The organism is Chitinolyticbacter meiyuanensis (assembly GCF_008033135.1).
GTDB lineage: Bacteria > Pseudomonadota > Gammaproteobacteria > Burkholderiales > Chitinibacteraceae > Chitinolyticbacter > Chitinolyticbacter meiyuanensis.
This window is the reverse complement of sequence record NZ_CP041335.1, coordinates 4,288,207-4,304,538: the sequence shown is the minus strand read 5'-3', so window position 1 is coordinate 4,304,538 and position 16,332 is coordinate 4,288,207. Positions and strand designations below refer to the sequence as shown.

Below are 16,332 nucleotides of genomic sequence, written 5' to 3'. Positions count from 1 at the left end.
TTCGCGAGTCTGCATGGAATCCATTGCCCGACACCTGGCGCTGCATGGCGCCATCCTGCTGCTGATCGGCCTGCTCTGCGGCGCACCCTATGCCCAGGCGATCAAGGCCGAACGGCCGGTGCAGACCATACATGCGTGGCGGGTGGCGCATGCCAGCCTGCCGATCGGCGCGACACTGATGCTGGCGGTGGCTGCACTGTTGCCGCTGTTGCATGCCGCACCCGGCTTGGCGTTGGCCATTGCCGCTGCCTTGATCGTGTCCGGCTATGCCTTCGCATTCGCCCTGCCGCTCGGTGCCAGCCGGGGGCATCGTGGCCTGGCGGCGGGCGGTCCGCTGCTGGCGCAGCTGGTGTATGCAGGCAATCTCATCGGCGCGCTGACCTCCTTGCTGGCCGCCGCATTGCTGGTCGTTGCCTGTGCCCTGGCGATCTAGCCGCTATTTCAGCCCTGCAGCTTGAGCTGTGCCCGCGATGTCGTGCCTTCCTGGAGATCGCGTGGGCTGGCGTCGACCTTGGGGGTGACCACGAACAGCCGGGCATCGTCGACGCCGGCTGCCTTGAGGGCATCCTTCACTGCCTGGGCACGGGCCAGTGCCAGCTTGCGTAGGTCGTCCGGGCCGACCGTGGTATTGGCGAGGATCAGTTTTTCCATCTCGTCGGCCGGCAAGGTTTTGGCCAAGCCCACCGCATTGCGCGGCTTGGGGAATTTCTCCTGCTTGTAGGCGCGGCTCAGCAAGGCCGGGTATTCCTCGGCGGTGACGGCGAGCGTCGCTTCGTCCACCGAGGCACCCTTGTCGGCTAGGTCCTCCACCTTGAGTGCACGCAGCTTGTCCTGCAGCCGTGTGCGCTTCAGCCCGTCGGCGTCGCGCTCCGGATCGGCCCAGCCGGCAATGTCGAGCTTGAGCGCGGGGCGGTCAGCCAGGATCTCGGCCAGTTTCTGCGTGGCGCCGCGTGCCGTCGGATCGAGCGTGGCGTGGCCCGGTTCGAACACGATGTGCGACAGCGAAGGGCCGTCGCCAAAGGCGCTGGCCAGGGCATCGAACGGCGCGGTGACGATCTTTTCCAGCAGGTTGCCCACGATCTGCCAGATCACCCGGCCGATGCGGAACTGCGGATCGTCGAGCGAGCCCTCGATCGGCAGGTTGAGCTTGATCTGGCCGCGCCGGTCGGTGAGCAGCGCCAGCGCGAACTTCACCGGCAGCTTGGTCGCCTCCGGGCTGCCACTGGCTTGGCCCAGCGTCAGCTGATCGAGGAACAACTGATTGCTCGCCTTGAGTTTGCCGTTCTCGACGTAGTAGTTCACATCCATCGACAGCTTGCCCTTCTCGATGCCGTAGCCGGCGTACTTGGCGGCGTAGGTGGAGGCGGCAGTCAGGTCGTAGCCTTTCACGCCGCCTTTGATGTCGATGAACAGCGGATCGGCGAGCGGATTGAGGCTGCCGCTCACCGTCACCGGTGCGATTCGGTCCACGCTGCCGCGCAATTCCAGCGTCGCCCGGGTGCCCGCCTGCGTCGACAGCCCGGCGATGCTGCCGGCCATGTCGGTGAGGTTGGCGCCGTAGTTGGGCTGGATGAACAGGTCGCTGAAGTTGATGTTGCCGCCGGCCAGCGTGATCTGGCCGATGCGGATCGGCGGCAGCCCGCCGCCGCTGTCCTCGGCGGGCTCGACGCTTGCCGGTGCCGAGGCCGCCTGGGTGACCGAACGGGCTTGGCCGTCGCGGACCACGATGTCCTGCAGGTTGAGCCGGCCTTGCGATGACAGGATCAGCCGCGAGTAGAAATCGCTGAGCGCGACGCCGGCCACATCGAGCGAGAACGGCGCAAAACGGGTGCGCACGCCAGAGAGCTCCAGCGTCTGCCACTTGAGGAAATCCTCGCCGCTTTGCTTGTCGAAGGCATGGAAGCGGCTCACCCGCAGCGCGCCCTGATAGCCGCCATCAAAGCGTGGGGCGGTCTTCAGATCAAGCTCGCCGCGGGCGGAAAGGAAGCCACTGGCCAGCGTGATGTTGAGATAACGGGTGAAGTAGGGCTGGGCATAGGCCGCGTCGAGGTCGGTCAGATCGAGCTTGAAGCGCCCGGCAAACGGCGCCGGCACGAACTGGCCATCGATCCGGTAGTTGCCACCGGCCTTGCCACGCGCCCTCAGCGCCAGCGTGGCATTCCCACCGTGGTTGTCGACATTGGCCAGCTGCAGCCCGATGCGCCGGAAGCCGGCCGGTGCCACGCCGGGCAGCCGCGCATCGCTGAGCTCGGCACGCCAGTCGTCGAGCGCGAGTTTCGGCAGACTGATCTGCCACGGTGGGTCGGCCGGGGCTGCGGTCGTATTTGACTGGGCCGGCTGCAACAGTCGCTGCGCCGTTGGTTGACCGTGTTCATCCAGCGTCAAGCGCACTTGCCCGCCATCGCTCACGATGTCGCCCACCACCAGCGTGCGTGCAGCGCTATCGAGTGCGATCGACGAGGCGATGAGCGAGGGGATGGACAGTAGCGGCGTGCGGCCGCGCGGTTCCGTGATGGTGAGGCCGGCCAGCTCGATCCGGCCATTGCTCAGCCGCAGTGCAAACGGCGCGGTACCGAGCTCGATGGCGGCGCTGGCGGAGACCATGCCGCCCAGTTCGGCATCGAGCGCCGGTCGCCAGTAGCCGGCGAGCGTGGCCGGCGCGAGCTGTTGCGCTGCCAGCGTGCCGCGCAGCCGCCATGGTTGCGGCTGCAGCTGCAGGTCGGCGCTGAGCGCTTCGCCGTCCGCGCCAGTGGCCGAGACGCGCAGCGGGATGGGCGTGCGTGCCGTGAGCGCGAAGCCACGGCTGTCGAGCGTGATCTCGTTCAGTTGCTTGGCCACTGCCGGTTGAACCGTGTCGTCGCGCCAGCGCAGGCTGCCACTGGCAAGCTGCAACGCGGCGATGCTCAGCCGGAGCGCGGGCGGGTTGGGCCGGGCCGCGACGTCGCTCGCGGTGGCGGCATCGGGTGCATCTTGCTGCCACTGCGTCAGCAGCGTGCGATCAAGGTCGGCACTCGGTGCGTCCAGCTTCACCGTGCCGAAGGCATAGCGCTGGCGCAACGGCTCCACCGCAACCATCTGCACGCCCAGCCGCTTCCAGCCGGCCAGGGCCATGCCGTCGCGTGTCAGTGCCAGGTCGTCGACCTGCGCATGGCCGTGGATCAGCAGGCGCGGCGCCGGCTGCTGCTCGAACACCAGCTGCAGTTTGCTGCTGACCGTACCCTTGAGTAGCGACAGGCCATGGGGCAGCGGCAGGTAGGCGAGATATTGCGGCAGCGACAAGCGATCGAGGTCGACGTCGAGCGTGGTCTGCTGGTGTGCGCCGAACGGACGGCTGCGCCCGCTCAGCTTGAAGAACGCGCCGTTGAGCCGCCCGGAAATGGCAGGTTCCACGTAGTCGTCCACCCGGTAGGACAGCGTCGAGAGGAAGGGCAACGCGACATCGAGCGCATCGAGCCGCTGCCGGCTGCCAAGGTAACGGTCGTCGAGCGCGATGCGGCCCTGACGCACGATGATGTTGTTCAACGAGAACGTCGGCAGCTCGTCCGAGGGCGCATCGCTGCGCAGCCGCTCGGGCAGGTCGGAGAAATTGAAGCGATCGCGGCTGAACCGCACGAGGTGCAGTGCCGGCTGGTCGAGCTCGATGCGCTTGAACACCGGGCCGCCGACGAACAGTGACCACAGCTCGGCATTGGCCGAAAGTGACTTGAATGCAAGGAATGGCGCGCCATTGCGCTCCTTGATCGCTACGTCGCCCAGCGTCGCCGTCAAGGTATAGGGGTTGAAGGCGAACTCGCCGATGTGCACATCGCGTGCGAGTTTTTCTGACAAGCGCTGTTCCAGCCACGGCCGTAGCAGCGGCGGCAATGCGAAGTGCCCGAGCACGCCGAGCAGCAGGATTGTTGCCACGGCGGCGACGGCATAGCGGCGGACTCGGTGGGCGCGGAGCAGGGGGACGAGGCGGGCGACGATCATGAATGTTTCCTTGGGCGCCTGACCAGTGTAGCCAAGCCGCGCTTGCTGCGGGTTTCAGCAAGGCCGACAGCATTGTTCGCGACTAGGATGTTGAGGGCAAACGACTTACAATTACAGGCAATCACCAACCGAAGCGGCGCCGCGATCTGGGTGCCGGAGTCCGCCGTGTTCTCCTTTTTCCGCAAGAAAGACAACGAGCCTGACAAGCCCGAGCTGTCGCAACCGGCTGCCAAGCCGGGGCAGCCCGCGCCGCAGCACGCCCCTGCCCAGGCCGAAGCGCCCAAGACGCCCGACAGCGCCTCCTACAACCTCAGCGAGCTTTCGATCGAGGTCGAGGACGCCGGCGCCCATCTGACGCCGGACGAAGAGCAGGCCGTCGTGTTGTATGCCAACAAGCAGGCACAGGCTGCGGTGGCCGCGCTCAAGGCCGCCTTGCCGGGCGTGATCGGTAGTCGCCGCCACGAAACCTGGCTGCTGCTGTTCGAGCTCTACCAGCAATTGGGTGATCGCAAGGCGTTCGACGAGCTGGCATTGCAGTTCGTCGTCGAATTCGAGGTGTCACCGCCTGCCTGGCGCGATCTGCCCAAGGCCAGTACGGCGCACACCGGCGCGCCTGGCAGCGCCTATGTCGCCTTCGGGCCGGCGCTGCGCTCGGATGGCGCCGATGTCGAGGCCGCCAAGCTGGTGAAGGCCTGTGCCGACGGTGGCGCGGTGCGCGCCGATTTCAGCAAGGTCACCGAGATTGAGAGCCTGGCTGCCGCCGAGCTGCTGGCGGCCTGGGCACGGGCGCGCAAGGCCAAGGCGCGGCTGCAGATCCTGGGCGGTGATCATTTCATCGAGCTGCTCAAGGGCAAGATCGAACCGGGCCGCAAGGTACCGATGGAGGCGCCGTTCTGGCTGCTGCTGATGGAGGTGCTGCAAAGCACCGGCGATCAGGAAGGCTTCGACAACCTGGCCATCGTCTATGCGGTCACCTTCGAGGTATCGCCGCCGTCGTGGGACGACAAGCTGGCGCCCAGCCCGGAACAAAAGGCCGAGGCTGCGGCGGCACAGCCGGCCAGCCCGGCACCGAACCCGTCCGCCCCGGATCAGCTGGTGTTGTCGGGCGAGCTGCTCGGCGGTGCCGCCAATGCGCTGGCGGCGATCCGCGATTTCGCCAATACGCACCCGAAACCGGTGCTGGACCTGCGCAAGGTGAGCCGGGTCGATTTCGAGACGGCCGGCCAGCTGCTCAACCTGTGCATGGAGCTGATCCAGCAAGGCCGCACGCTGGTGCTGCACGAGCCCAACGAACTGGTGGCCGGGCTGATGCATCTGCTGGGCATCACCGAGCTCGTCGATATCCGCCCCGCCTACCAGCGGCATTGACGTCGGCGCCTTGAATGGCGCCGCTTTGCCCCCAACTGCCGGCTATTCGCAATCGGAACTAGAGGCAGTTTCCCCATGCAGCAATTCGACGGCACCACCATCGTCTCCGTCCGCCGTGGCCGCCATGTCGCCGTGGGCGGCGACGGGCAGGTCACGCTCGGCAATGTGGTGATCAAGGGCACTGCCCGCAAGGTGCGCAAGCTCTACCACGACAAGGTCATCGTCGGCTTTGCCGGCGGTACCGCTGATGCATTCACGCTGTTCGAGCGCTTCGAGTCCAAGCTGGAAAAGCATCAGGGCCATCTGACCAAGTCCGCGGTCGAGCTCGCCAAGGACTGGCGCACCGACCGCATGCTGCGGCGGCTGGAAGCCATGCTGATCGTTGCCGATGAAACGGCCACGCTGGTGATCACCGGCAATGGCGATGTGCTTGAGCCCGAGCAGGGCATCGCCGCCATCGGCTCCGGTGGCGCCTATGCGCAGGCGGCCGCCAAGGCGCTGATCGACAACACCACGCTCGCGCCCGAGGTGGTGGTGAAGAAGGCGCTGGAGATTGCCGGCGACATCTGCATCTACACCAACCAGAACCACGTGATCGAAACGATGGGCGCGGACGAAGCGGCCAGCGACTAGCCCTGTTGCTGGCACGACCGTGGCGCGCATGACGAACGCGTAACCGTGGCTGCACGGCGTTCATCCCCACATGGCTGATCCGGGCTAAAATCGCGGCCACCATGTCCGTGCATACCCTGGCCTGCCTGCGGCGCCTCAGCGCCGACCATCCCACTTCCGGCGAGCAGATCGCCGAACAGCTCGCGCTGTCGCGCGCCTCGGTCTCGACCGCGCTCGCCGAGGCCGAGCAATACGGCGTAGCGCTGGAGCGGCGCCACGGCGTCGGCTATCGGCTGCGCGAGCCGCTGCAATGGCTCGATGAGGCGGTGGTCCGCGCTGCGCTGGGCGCACAGACCGCGTTGACGCTGGAAATCCACCAGCGTACCGATTCGACCAACCGTCGCCTGCTCGCTGAGCCGCGGCACGGCCGCGTGATGGCCGCCGAATGGCAGGATGGCGGTCGCGGCCGGCTTGGCCGCCGCTGGCAGGGCCGGTTGGGGGGCTCGCTGATGTTCTCGCTGTGCTGGCAGTTTCCCGGTGGCGCTGCGACTCTGGCCGGGCTGCCATTGGCGGTCGGCGTGCTGGTCGCCGAAACGCTGGCCGATGCCGGCGTGGCCGGTATTGCGCTCAAATGGCCCAACGATCTGCTGCTGCCGGTGGGTGACGAACACGCCAAGGCTGGCGGTATCCTGATCGAAATCGCCGGTGACGCGATGGGGCCGGTCTGTGCCGTGATCGGCATTGGCCTCAACCTGCAAGCGCCTGAGCTCGAAGGCCTGCAGGCTGCTGGCCTCGCCGCGCACGGGCTGGCGGTCGATCGCAATGCCTTGCTGGCGCGTTTGCTGACCGCGCTCGAACACGGCTTGGCTGACTTTGCCGCGCACGGTTTCGCCGATTTCCGCGGGCGCTGGGAAGCACGCCACGCTTGGCAAGGGCGCGCAGTGCGGTTGATCGCTGCCGATGGCCAGGCTCGCGAAGGCCGTGCCATGGGGGTGACCGACGACGGCGCGCTGCGTTTTCGCAGCGACGAGCGCGACGAAGTCATCCACAGCGGCGATCTTAGCCTGCGGGTGGCGGCATGAGCGTGCTGCTGCTCGACCTGGGCAATACCCGTCTGAAATGGGCGCTGGCCGAGGCACAGGAAGACTGGCCTGCGCGCGGCAGCGCCAGCCCCGATGAACTGCAGCCGCTGCTTGCCGAATGGCGGCAGCTGGTGGCGCCCCGTCGCATCGTCGGCTGCAGCGTGGCGGCGCCCGAACTGGGTGCTGCGCTCGATGCCTTCTGCCGGCAAACCTGGGATCGCGGCATCGACTGGATCCAGGTCGAGCGCGAAGCGCTGGGCGTACGCAACCGCTATCGCCGACTGGAGCAGCAAGGGCCGGATCGCTGGGCGGCGGTGCTCGGTGCGCGGGCCGCGGAGCCCGGCCAGGCGCTCGTCATCGCCACTGCCGGCACGGCACTCACCGTCGATGCGCTGACTGCCGATGGCCGCTTTCTCGGTGGCGTCATCGTACCGGGCTACCGGATGATGAAGGCGGCGCTCGCCGCCGGTACTGCGCGGTTGCCGGATGCCGGCGGCAACGTGCACGATTTCCCGACCTCGACCGAAGATGCGATCGAAACCGGTGTGCAGACGGCGCTGGCTGGCTGCGTGACGGCCGCGCTCGACCGGCTGGTGGCGCGCGGCGAGGAGCCGCTGCTGCTGCTGTCCGGCGGCGACGCCGCCGTGCTGGCACCGTGGCTGGAACGCCTGCCCTGCCGCCAGATCGATCACCTTGTCCTCAGGGGGCTGGCCGCCCTCGCTTTCGACGGAGATGCCCGGCCATGAAATGGCTGCTCGTCCTGCTTGTCCTTGCCAACGCGGGGTTCTACGCCTACAGCCAGCTGGCACCCGCTGCGGCGCCGGCCGTGGTGCTGCCGCCCGAACAGCATGCCGACAAGCTGCGGCTGGTCGATGTCTCCAAACTCACACCGGTCCCGGTGATCGCCCCCAGCCCGCTGCCGGCCAGTGCGGGTGCGGCATCGGAGGTTGCGGCAGTGGCATTGACGCCCACGCCGGTCCAACCGACCGCCACTGCGGTCTGCCTGCGCTGGACGGTGCCGTCACCCGAGCAGGCGCAGATTGCCAGTGCGCGGATGGCCGCGCTGAAGGTGAGCGAGCGCACGCTGCAAAGCGCCGAGCAGGCCAAGGTCTGGGTCTACATCCCGCCGCTGGCCGACATCGAGGCCGCCAAGCGCAAGGCCGAGGAGCTGCAGGGGTTGGGGATCGACGACTACTTCGTCGTCAACAACGGCGGGCGCTGGCAGAACGCGGTGTCGTTGGGCGTGTTCTCCACCCGTGAGGCGGCGGATCGCCGGGTTGTCGCGCTGCGGGACAAGGGTGTGCGTTCCGCTGTGGTGCGCGAGCGCGACGATACCCTGCGCCCGGCCACCTTCCTGCTCAGCAATGTCAGCGCAACCCAGCGTGCGCAGCTCGAACGCAGCAATCGCCAACTGCGTGGTGCCCAACTGGTCGAAACGGTGTGCCGCTGACGACGGTGCTCGTTTCGGATCGATCAGCGAAAGCACGGCGCCGTTGCCCAACTGGCGCCGGTCGGCAAATATGGCCCAGCTTGAGCGTGTAAGTCCCATTCGCCTACCGGTTCGCATGCCCGCATTGTGATGCATCGGGTTTGCGCTGCGGGCTGGTACGCCGGGCGTGATCGAACCCGCAAGCGTGGTTGCTTCCATCGCGGCGCTCCTGTAGCGCCTGCCTACCCCTCGCGGTCGCGAGGCGAATCCTCTTCTTGAATGGCTTGTTGCTCTCTGCCGCGTTGCAGCGTATGCGGTGGGGATTGGCTGCCACAGCATGGCGCCACCGGCTCAGTCCAATGGCGCTGGGGCAGTTGAGCCTATCCGGTCTTGTTGCGGACCAATGCACATGGATGCCGGCGCGGCCGCTGCATGCGCGTTACCGCGCGGGACAGCTACGCTGCCGTTGTGAGGTGCTTGCCGACGAGGCAAAAAAAAAGCCCCTGCCTTGCGGCAGGGGCGAATGTTTGCGCGGAGAGTGTGGATGCGCAAATCTTTCCAAGAGTGTTGGTTTACTGGCGAACCTTGGCCATCTCGGTGGCGAGTTCACCATTCGTGGTATCACCGTCCAGCGACCAGCTGAACACGCCGCCCAGGCTGTTGGCCTTGACGTAGTTCACCTTGGTGGCGATGTCGGTCGGGGTGTCGTACGACCACCAGTTGCTGCCGTCATACTTCCACGACTGCTTGGTCACCGGGTGGAAGCGGACGGTACCGGCTGCGTTCTTCAGCACCTTGTAGTCCTCGATACCGGTTTCGTACGTGCCCTTGGCACCGCCGGTCGCGGCCTGGTACAGGCCATCACCGTTCGGGCCGGCTGCAACACCGGTCCAGCCACGGCCGTAGAACGGCAGGCCAACCAGCAGCTTCTTGCCCGGTACGCCAGCGGCCAGCAGCTGCTTGATCGAGTCGTCGGTGTTGTAGTACGACACCAGGCTGCGGTTGCCAGTCTTCGGATCGATGTACTGCGGGTTGTTCGGATCGACGTACAGGTGGGCCTGGAAGTCGGTCGGGCCTTGAGCTGCCCAGGCGCCGTTGTAGTCGTAGTTCATCACGTTGATCCAGTCGAGGTACTTGCTGTACTCGGCCGGAACGGTCATGTCGATCTTGTCCTTGCCGGCGCCGATGGCAACGGTCAGGCCATAGTTGGCTTTGTTGGTTGCGCCGATCGCATCGAGCTGCTCGCGGAATTCCTTGAGCAGCAACGTGAAGTTCTGCTTGTCTTCCGGAGCGACGGTGTTGTACGGCTGGCCGATCACGCCCGGGAATTCCCAGTCGATGTCGATACCGTCGAACACACCGGCTGCAGTGCCCGGACCGCCAGCGTTGGAGCCGGCGTCAAACGGCACGTTGCCCTTGATGTACACGTCGATGCAAGAACGGACCAGCTGCTTGCGCAGGGCGTCGGTCTTGGCGGCAGCGGAGAACCACTTGGACCAGGTCCAGCCGCCCAGCGAGATGTAGACCTTCAGGTTCGGGTACTTGGCCTTCAGCTTCTTCAGCTGGTTGAAGTTGCCCTTGAGCGGACCGGACACGCCATTGCGTGGGTCGTCCCACTGCGGCCAGCCCCACAGGTCGGCCACGCCGTCCACGGAGTCGGCAGCACTCAGGCCACGCTGGTAGTCAGCCCACGAATCGCCGCCGGTACCGGCTTGCGGATCGCTCGGGTTGGTCGCACCCGGCTCGAGCTTGTTGATGATGCCGCACTCGTAGCCGCCGTTCTTCTGGTAGAGGTTGCCGAATGCATAGTTGATGAAGGTCAGCTTGGCAGCGGTGCCGCTGGTGTCCACATGCTTGACTTGATAGCCGCGGCCGTACACGCCCCACTGGGTGAAGTACGAACCGACTTGCGCGCCGGTGATCGGGGGCGGGGTCGGGCCACCGACGACTGGGGTCGGGGTGACAGTCGGGGTCGGGCCGGTCGGCGTCGGGGTCGGCGTGACGCGAGTCGGGGTAACAGTCGGGGTGGGGGTCAGCGTCGGGGTAACCGTCGGCGTCGGGGTCGGGCCGGTCGGTGCAACGGTCGGCGTCGGGGTGACAGTCGGGGTCGGCGTCGGGCCGGCCACGCTCACCTTCTTCCATACGCCCCATTCGCCGGATTGGCCGGGGTTGTCGCCCTGGGTCCACCACTTGGCTTCATACACGGCGCCTTCGAAGGTCACGCGCTGGCCGCCGGTGTAGGCAGTGCTGGCGTTCCAGGCCGGGTATTGACCAACCGGTGCCGGGGTGGCGGTCGGCAGGTTCGGCGTCGGGGTTGCAACCGGACCCGGGGTCGGGGTGGCTACCGGAGCGGGCGTCGGGGTGCCACCGGTGGAGGCGCCGAGCAGCTTCCACAGTGTGGGCGAAGCAGCCGGGTTCCAGTTGGCACCGACATAGGCGGTGTGGGTAACCAGCGCCTGATATTCGGTGTTGTTGTAGCTGACGGTAACGCCAGCAGCGTAGGTGTTGCCTTCCTGCCAAGCCGGGGAAGCGGCATAGGCATGGACGGCCAGCAGCGCGGCGGGCAGCGCGGCCAGCACGAAGCGATTGTGTTGCGACATGAACAAGGTCTCCATCCTGTTTCGGTTCGGTGCATGTGGCGAACCGCCGTTTTTTTATGCTGCAGATAATACCACTACGGGTATCAGCACGCGGCAACGGGCGGCGTAACGACAAGCGCCACGAACGCCTTTGCATGCAAGACGGATGTTCGGCCATGCGAGCGCATAGTGTCAATACCTTACTAAATGCTATAATATTTAATTAAATCAAACAGTTAAATTGTTTGTTTATGTAATGAAGTGACGCCGTTTGGCTGGCGATGAACGGTGGGGCGCCAATCAAGCGCTTGCAAGCGACTGGTATCTGCAGTGGTATCCAGATATATCCAACCCGTTGAAAGGGGTTGCATGACGGCTGCCTTGGGCTGTCCAGTGGCGAGCACGATACTTGCTGTGCCGGCCTTGCCGCGCGGTGGGCGGCGGCTTGTGATTGGCGGCCTCCTGCGACAAGATGTCCGGCTGTCCTTGCATGAAACCTACAAGGGGGCATGCAAGGGTTTTCCCACAAGGAGCACACGTGTTCGGATGGTTCGAAAAACGGGTACAACCGTATCCGGAAACTCCCCCGGCCGCGCCCCCGCGCGGCTTCTTCGCCTTCGTCTGGGCCGGCACCGCCGGCATGCGCGGGCTGATCTTCACCGTGATGCTGCTCACCGCCGCGATCGGTGCCTTCGAAGCGCTGCTGTTCGCCATGCTGGGCTCGGTGGTCGACTGGCTGGCCAAGGTGCCGCCGGCCGAGCTGTTCGCCCGGGAGGGCCGCACGCTGCTGTGGCTGGGCCTCGCACTGGTGGGCAGCACACTGCTGGTGGCTGTGCAGGCGCTCTGTAAATACCAGGCGCTGGCCGGCAACTTCCCGATGCGGCTGCGCTGGATCTTCCACCGCTACCTGCTCGGCCAGAGCATGAGCTTCTACCAGGACGAATTCGCCGGCCGCGTCGCCACCAAGGTGATGCAGACGGCGCTGGCGGTGCGCGAGTCGGTGATGATCGTCGTCGACATCCTGGTGTTCGTCACCATCTACTTCGTCACCATGCTGGTGGTGGTTGGTCAGTTCGACGGCTGGCTGGTCTGGCCCTTCGTGGTCTGGCTGGCGCTGTATGGCGTTGCGGTCTGGTATTTCGTGCCGCGCCTGGGCAAGGCCTCGGCGGCGCAGGCCGATGCACGCAGCCTGATGACGGGCCGGGTGACCGATGCCTACACCAATATCGTCACCGTCAAGCTGTTCAGCCACGCCCACCGCGAGGCCGGTTACGTGAAGAGCGCGATGCGCGAGTTCATGTATACGGTGCATCAGCAGATGCGATTGGTGAGCGGCTTCGAGATCGTCAACCACTTCCTCAACATGCTGCTGATCGTGGCCACCACCGGTGCCACGCTATGGCTGTGGAGCCGTGGCGAAGTCGGCATCGGCGCGGTTGCGGCCGCCACTGCGATGGCGCTGCGCCTCAACGGCATTTCGCACTGGATCATGTGGGAGATGGCCAACCTGTTCGAGCAGATCGGCACGGTGCAGGACGGCATCACCACGTTGACGCGCCCAGTCGCGGTGTCCGATCGGGCCGATGCCCAGCCGCTGACGGTGAGCCGCGGCGAGATCCGCTTCGAGGAGGTGAGCTTCGGTTACGGCAAGCCGCAACCGGTGATCGACCGACTCAACCTGACGATCCGTCCCGGCGAGAAGGTCGGCCTCGTCGGTCGCTCCGGCGCGGGCAAAAGTACGCTGGTGAACTTGCTGCTGCGCTTTTACGACATCGATGCCGGCCGGGTGCTGATCGACGGCCAGGATGTCGCCGCGGTCACCCAGGACAGCCTGCGCGCCGCCATTGGCATGGTCACGCAGGACACCAGCCTGCTGCATCGCTCGGTGCGCGACAACCTGCTGTATGGCCGGCCCGATGCCGACGATGCGGCGATGATCGCTGCCGCGCGGCGGGCCGAAGCGCACGACTTCATCCAGGGCCTGAGCGATCCGAAGGGGCGCAGCGGCTACGACGCGCATGTCGGCGAGCGCGGCGTGAAGCTGTCCGGTGGCCAGCGCCAACGCGTGGCCATCGCCCGGGTGATGTTGAAGGATGCGCCCATCCTGTTGCTGGACGAGGCGACCAGTGCGCTCGACTCCGAAGTCGAGGCGGCGATCCAGGGCAGCCTTTATCGCTTGATGGAAGGCAAGACCGTGGTGGCGATCGCGCACCGGCTCTCCACCATCGCCGCGATGGATCGGCTGATCGTGCTTGACCACGGCGTGATCGTCGAAGAGGGCACGCATGCCGAGCTCCTGGCGCAGGGGGGGCTCTATGCCCGCCTGTGGGCGCACCAGAGCGGCGGATTCCTCGGCGAGGACGTGGACGACGCGACCGAGCGCACGCTCGCCCACTGAGGTGTGTGTGCTCCAACGGCCCTGCCATCGGTGAATGGCAGGGCCGTTTTGCATCCGCCGAAAATGCCGTGGGATCAGCCACTTGCCGTGCGCCGAACCTGCAATTGGTGATTTTGGGCCGGTCCGCAGCCGTTGTTGCCGGTGCCGCAACCTAAATTGCAGGACCGATCCATGCATCCGGCATGGACGGCTCGGCCATCAGGCCGTTCACCAGGATGGAAGGAGCGTAGGCATGAAGCAGAAGTGGATTTGCATCTCGCTGTTGGGTTTGTCGGCGTGGTTGTCTGGCCAGGTTCAGGCTGCGGAATGCAGCGGGGTGGCCGCCTGGCAATCCGGCACCGGGTACAACGCCGGAGCCAAGGTGGTCCAGGCCAACCAGCTGTATGAGGCCAAGTGGTATTCCATCGGCGAGCAGCCGGCGGCGACCAGCTGGTCGGCGTGGAATTCGCTCGGCGCCTGCGCCGCAGCCGGCGGCGTACGGCTGATCCTGCGGCACCATGAGCGGACGCTCAATCTGGCGCCGGGCCAGGAGGATTTCGTTGCTTCGGCGTGCGAGCAGGGCGAGGTGCCGATCAGTGGTGGACCGTCCGGCATCTCGGTGGGCCCCAGCATCGTGTACAGCACGTTGACTTGGGACGGCAACCGCGGCGGTTGGCTGGTGCAGTACCGGAACAATACCAATGCCCCTATCACCGGCTGGCAGCGGGTGGGGGTGACGTGCGCCGTGGGCAGCATGACCATCGCACCGTGACCGGCAGCCGGCCGGCCCTTGGGCTGGCCGGTTTTCAGCAGGCGGGTAGCCGCAGCCGGGCGCTGACGCCGTTGGCGACATTGCCGACCGTGGCGCTGCCACCATGCAGCTCGGCAATGGTCCGGGCCAGCGCAAGGCCGAGGCCGGTGCCCTTGGCGGTACCGTCCGGGCGCAGCGAGTAGAAGCGCTCGAACAGTCGTGGCAGGGCGTAGTCGGGAATGGCGGGGCCGTCGTTGTCGATGGTGATCAACCAGTCGCCGCCGGTGCGCTCGGCGGCGATGCGGATCGCGCCCTGCGTCGGCGTGAAATCGGCGGCGTTCTGCAGCAGGTTGCGCAGCGCCTGCTCGATCAGGAAGCGTTCGCCGCGCACGCGGGCGTCTTCGGGGATGGCGAGATCGAGTGCGATGGTGGCGGCGTCGAGCTGCGGTGCCAGCGCGGTAAGTACCGTCTCGAGCGCGGGGCGCAGCGGCACTGGCTCGGCATGATCGAGCGTGCGCCGTGCCTCCAGCCGTGCCAGCTCCAGCAGGCGGTCGACGATGGCCTGCAGCCGCTCCGCCTCGCGGCGGATGTGGCCGGCGAAGCGTTGGCGGTCGGCGTCGGGCAGGGCATCGTCCAGCAGTTCGGCCGCGCCGCGGATGCCGGCCAGCGGGCTTTTCAGTTCATGGGTGAGGCCGTGCACGTAGTGCTCGACATAGGCCTTGCCCTCCAGCCGCTCGCGCATCTCGCCGAGTGCCTGCGCCAGCACCGCGAGCTCGCGGTTGCCCGGTAGCGCAGGTACCTCGGCCGGGCGACCGGCGCTGACGTCCTGGGCAAAATCGGTGAGCTTGCCGATGCCGCGCGACAGCCACCATGAGAACGCTGCGCCGAAGGCCAGCCCTAGTCCCAACACCAGCAAGCCGGCGCGCAACAGCTTGCCGTGGGCGCGCTCGATATAGGGCTGCATCGCCTGGTTGGGCTTGGCCACGGTCAGCACACCGGCAATGCGGCCGTCCTCGATGATGGGGGCGGCCACGTACATCACGGTGGTGGCGTCGTCGGCGTACTCGATGCGCGAGGTGCGCGCACCGTAGCGGCCCCGCAGCGTCAGGTAGACGTCTCGCCATTGCGAATAATCCTGGCCGACCGCGCTGCCGGTGGAATCGAACAGCACGATGCCGCGCGCATCGGTGATGTAGACGCGCATGTCGACCGCGCCCTTGGCCACGCCCCAGATCCGCGCATTGGGCGAGCGCTCCACGTAGCGTCCGATCGCCTGTGCCACCTCGCCGTCGGCCAGCCTGCCATCGCGAAAGGCGGGCTGCACCAGCTCGGCCAGCAGGTTAGCGGTATCGATCATGATTTCCTCGGCCGACTGACGCATGGCTGGCTTGATCTCGTCGCGGATCAGGTCGACCACGTACCACGCTAACAGCGCGACGATGAGGAAGTAACCGAGGAAGATGCGCAGCGAGAAGCGCATCAGCCAGCGCCTTTGAGCGCGTAGCCGAAGCCACGGTGCGTCTCGATCGGGTCGGCCTCGGCGGCGATGTCCCTGAGCTTGGCGCGCACGCTTTTCACATGGCTGTCGATGGTGCGCTCGAAGCTGTCCTCGGCGGCCTCGCCAAGTGCATCGAGCAGTTGGGCGCGGCTGAATACCCGGCCAGGCGCGGACAGCAGCAGCGCCAGCAGCCGGTATTCGGATGGCGTCAGCACCAGCCACTGGCCGCGATAACGGATGCGCCGACCGGCGGCGTCGTGCTCGAAGCCTGGCGTGGCGGTATCCGCCACTCGCGGTTGCAACCGCTTGAGAATGGCGCGCACCCGCGCCACCACTTCGCGCGGGCTGAACGGCTTGACCACGTAATCGTCGGCGCCCAGTTCCAGCCCGACGATGCGGTCGATCTCGTCGGCGCGCGCGGTCAGCATCAGCACCGGCACTTCGCTGTGGCGGCGCAAGCGCTTCAGCACTTCGAAGCCACTGTCGTCGGGCAGGCCGACATCAAGGATCACTAACTGCGCATCGGCCAGTACCGCTTCGCCATCGCGGGCCAGCCGTTGCCAATCCACCGCATAGCCTTCGCGCTGCAGCGCGAATAGCAGGGTATCGGCGATGGCGGGTTCGTCTTCGATCAGCAGGATGTGGGCAGTCATGGCCGGCATTC

The 16,332-nt window shown here is 66.5% G+C and carries 12 protein-coding genes; 8 read left to right on the top strand and 4 right to left on the bottom strand.

Annotated features, from left to right (window positions below):
* The first annotated feature begins 13 nt into the window (after positions 1–13).
* Complete coding sequence (locus FLM21_RS20575) at positions 14–433, top strand: styrene oxide isomerase (protein WP_148717372.1); 420 nt, start codon at positions 14–16, stop codon at positions 431–433.
* A gap of 8 nt (positions 434–441) precedes the next feature.
* On the opposite strand, the gene FLM21_RS20570 is transcribed toward FLM21_RS20575, so the two are convergent.
* Complete coding sequence (locus tag FLM21_RS20570) at positions 442–3,972, bottom strand: DUF748 domain-containing protein (RefSeq protein ID WP_148717371.1); 3,531 nt, start codon at positions 3,970–3,972, stop codon at positions 442–444.
* Positions 3,973–4,137: 165 nt separating this feature from the next.
* Here FLM21_RS20570 and FLM21_RS20565 point away from each other — a divergent pair, with 165 nt between their 5' ends.
* The 5 genes from FLM21_RS20565 to FLM21_RS20545 all read left to right on the top strand — a co-directional run bounded on the left by FLM21_RS20565 (position 4,138) and on the right by FLM21_RS20545 (position 8,484).
* Positions 4,138–5,340 carry an STAS domain-containing protein gene (locus FLM21_RS20565; protein WP_148717370.1) on the top strand — a complete coding sequence of 401 codons (1,203 nt, stop codon included), beginning with the start codon at positions 4,138–4,140 and terminating at the stop codon, positions 5,338–5,340.
* A 75-nt stretch (positions 5,341–5,415) separates the two neighbouring features.
* On the top strand, positions 5,416–5,973 hold the full coding sequence (gene hslV / locus FLM21_RS20560; RefSeq protein WP_148717369.1) for an ATP-dependent protease subunit HslV: 558 nt from the start codon (positions 5,416–5,418) through the stop codon (positions 5,971–5,973).
* Between the two features lie 101 nt (positions 5,974–6,074).
* Positions 6,075–7,034 (top strand): biotin--[acetyl-CoA-carboxylase] ligase, encoded by a 960-nt coding sequence (locus FLM21_RS20555; protein ID WP_148717368.1) that lies wholly within the window; start codon positions 6,075–6,077, stop codon positions 7,032–7,034.
* Positions 7,031–7,780, top strand: a complete 750-nt coding sequence (locus tag FLM21_RS20550; RefSeq protein WP_148717367.1) for a type III pantothenate kinase — start codon at positions 7,031–7,033, stop codon at positions 7,778–7,780. The genes FLM21_RS20555 and FLM21_RS20550 overlap by 4 nt, the downstream gene beginning before the upstream one ends.
* A complete protein-coding gene (locus tag FLM21_RS20545) occupies positions 7,777–8,484 on the top strand; it encodes an SPOR domain-containing protein (RefSeq protein ID WP_148717366.1) in 708 nt (235 codons plus the stop codon). The genes FLM21_RS20550 and FLM21_RS20545 overlap by 4 nt, the downstream gene beginning before the upstream one ends.
* A gap of 551 nt (positions 8,485–9,035) precedes the next feature.
* Here the strand turns inward: FLM21_RS20545 and FLM21_RS20540 are convergent.
* Positions 9,036–11,063, bottom strand: a complete 2,028-nt coding sequence (locus FLM21_RS20540) for a glycosyl hydrolase family 18 protein (RefSeq protein WP_148717365.1) — start codon at positions 11,061–11,063, stop codon at positions 9,036–9,038.
* Positions 11,064–11,580: 517 nt separating this feature from the next.
* On the opposite strand from FLM21_RS20540, the gene FLM21_RS20535 reads away from it, so the two are divergent.
* A complete protein-coding gene (locus tag FLM21_RS20535) occupies positions 11,581–13,440 on the top strand; it encodes an ABC transporter ATP-binding protein (protein ID WP_246120777.1) in 1,860 nt (619 codons plus the stop codon).
* A gap of 232 nt (positions 13,441–13,672) precedes the next feature.
* Positions 13,673–14,191, top strand: coding sequence for a hypothetical protein (locus tag FLM21_RS20530; RefSeq protein WP_187360017.1), 519 nt, complete (start codon positions 13,673–13,675; stop codon positions 14,189–14,191).
* A 34-nt stretch (positions 14,192–14,225) separates the two neighbouring features.
* On the opposite strand, the gene creC is transcribed toward FLM21_RS20530, so the two are convergent.
* Together creC and creB are read right to left on the bottom strand one after the other, a co-directional pair.
* Positions 14,226–15,650, bottom strand: coding sequence for a two-component system sensor histidine kinase CreC (gene creC / locus FLM21_RS20525; RefSeq protein ID WP_148717362.1), 1,425 nt, complete (start codon positions 15,648–15,650; stop codon positions 14,226–14,228).
* The gene (gene creB, locus FLM21_RS20520; RefSeq protein WP_148717361.1) at positions 15,650–16,321 is read right to left on the bottom strand and encodes a two-component system response regulator CreB; all 672 of its coding nucleotides are present in this window, start codon (positions 16,319–16,321) and stop codon (positions 15,650–15,652) included. The genes creC and creB overlap by 1 nt, the downstream gene beginning before the upstream one ends.
* Positions 16,322–16,332: the final 11 nt, after the last annotated feature.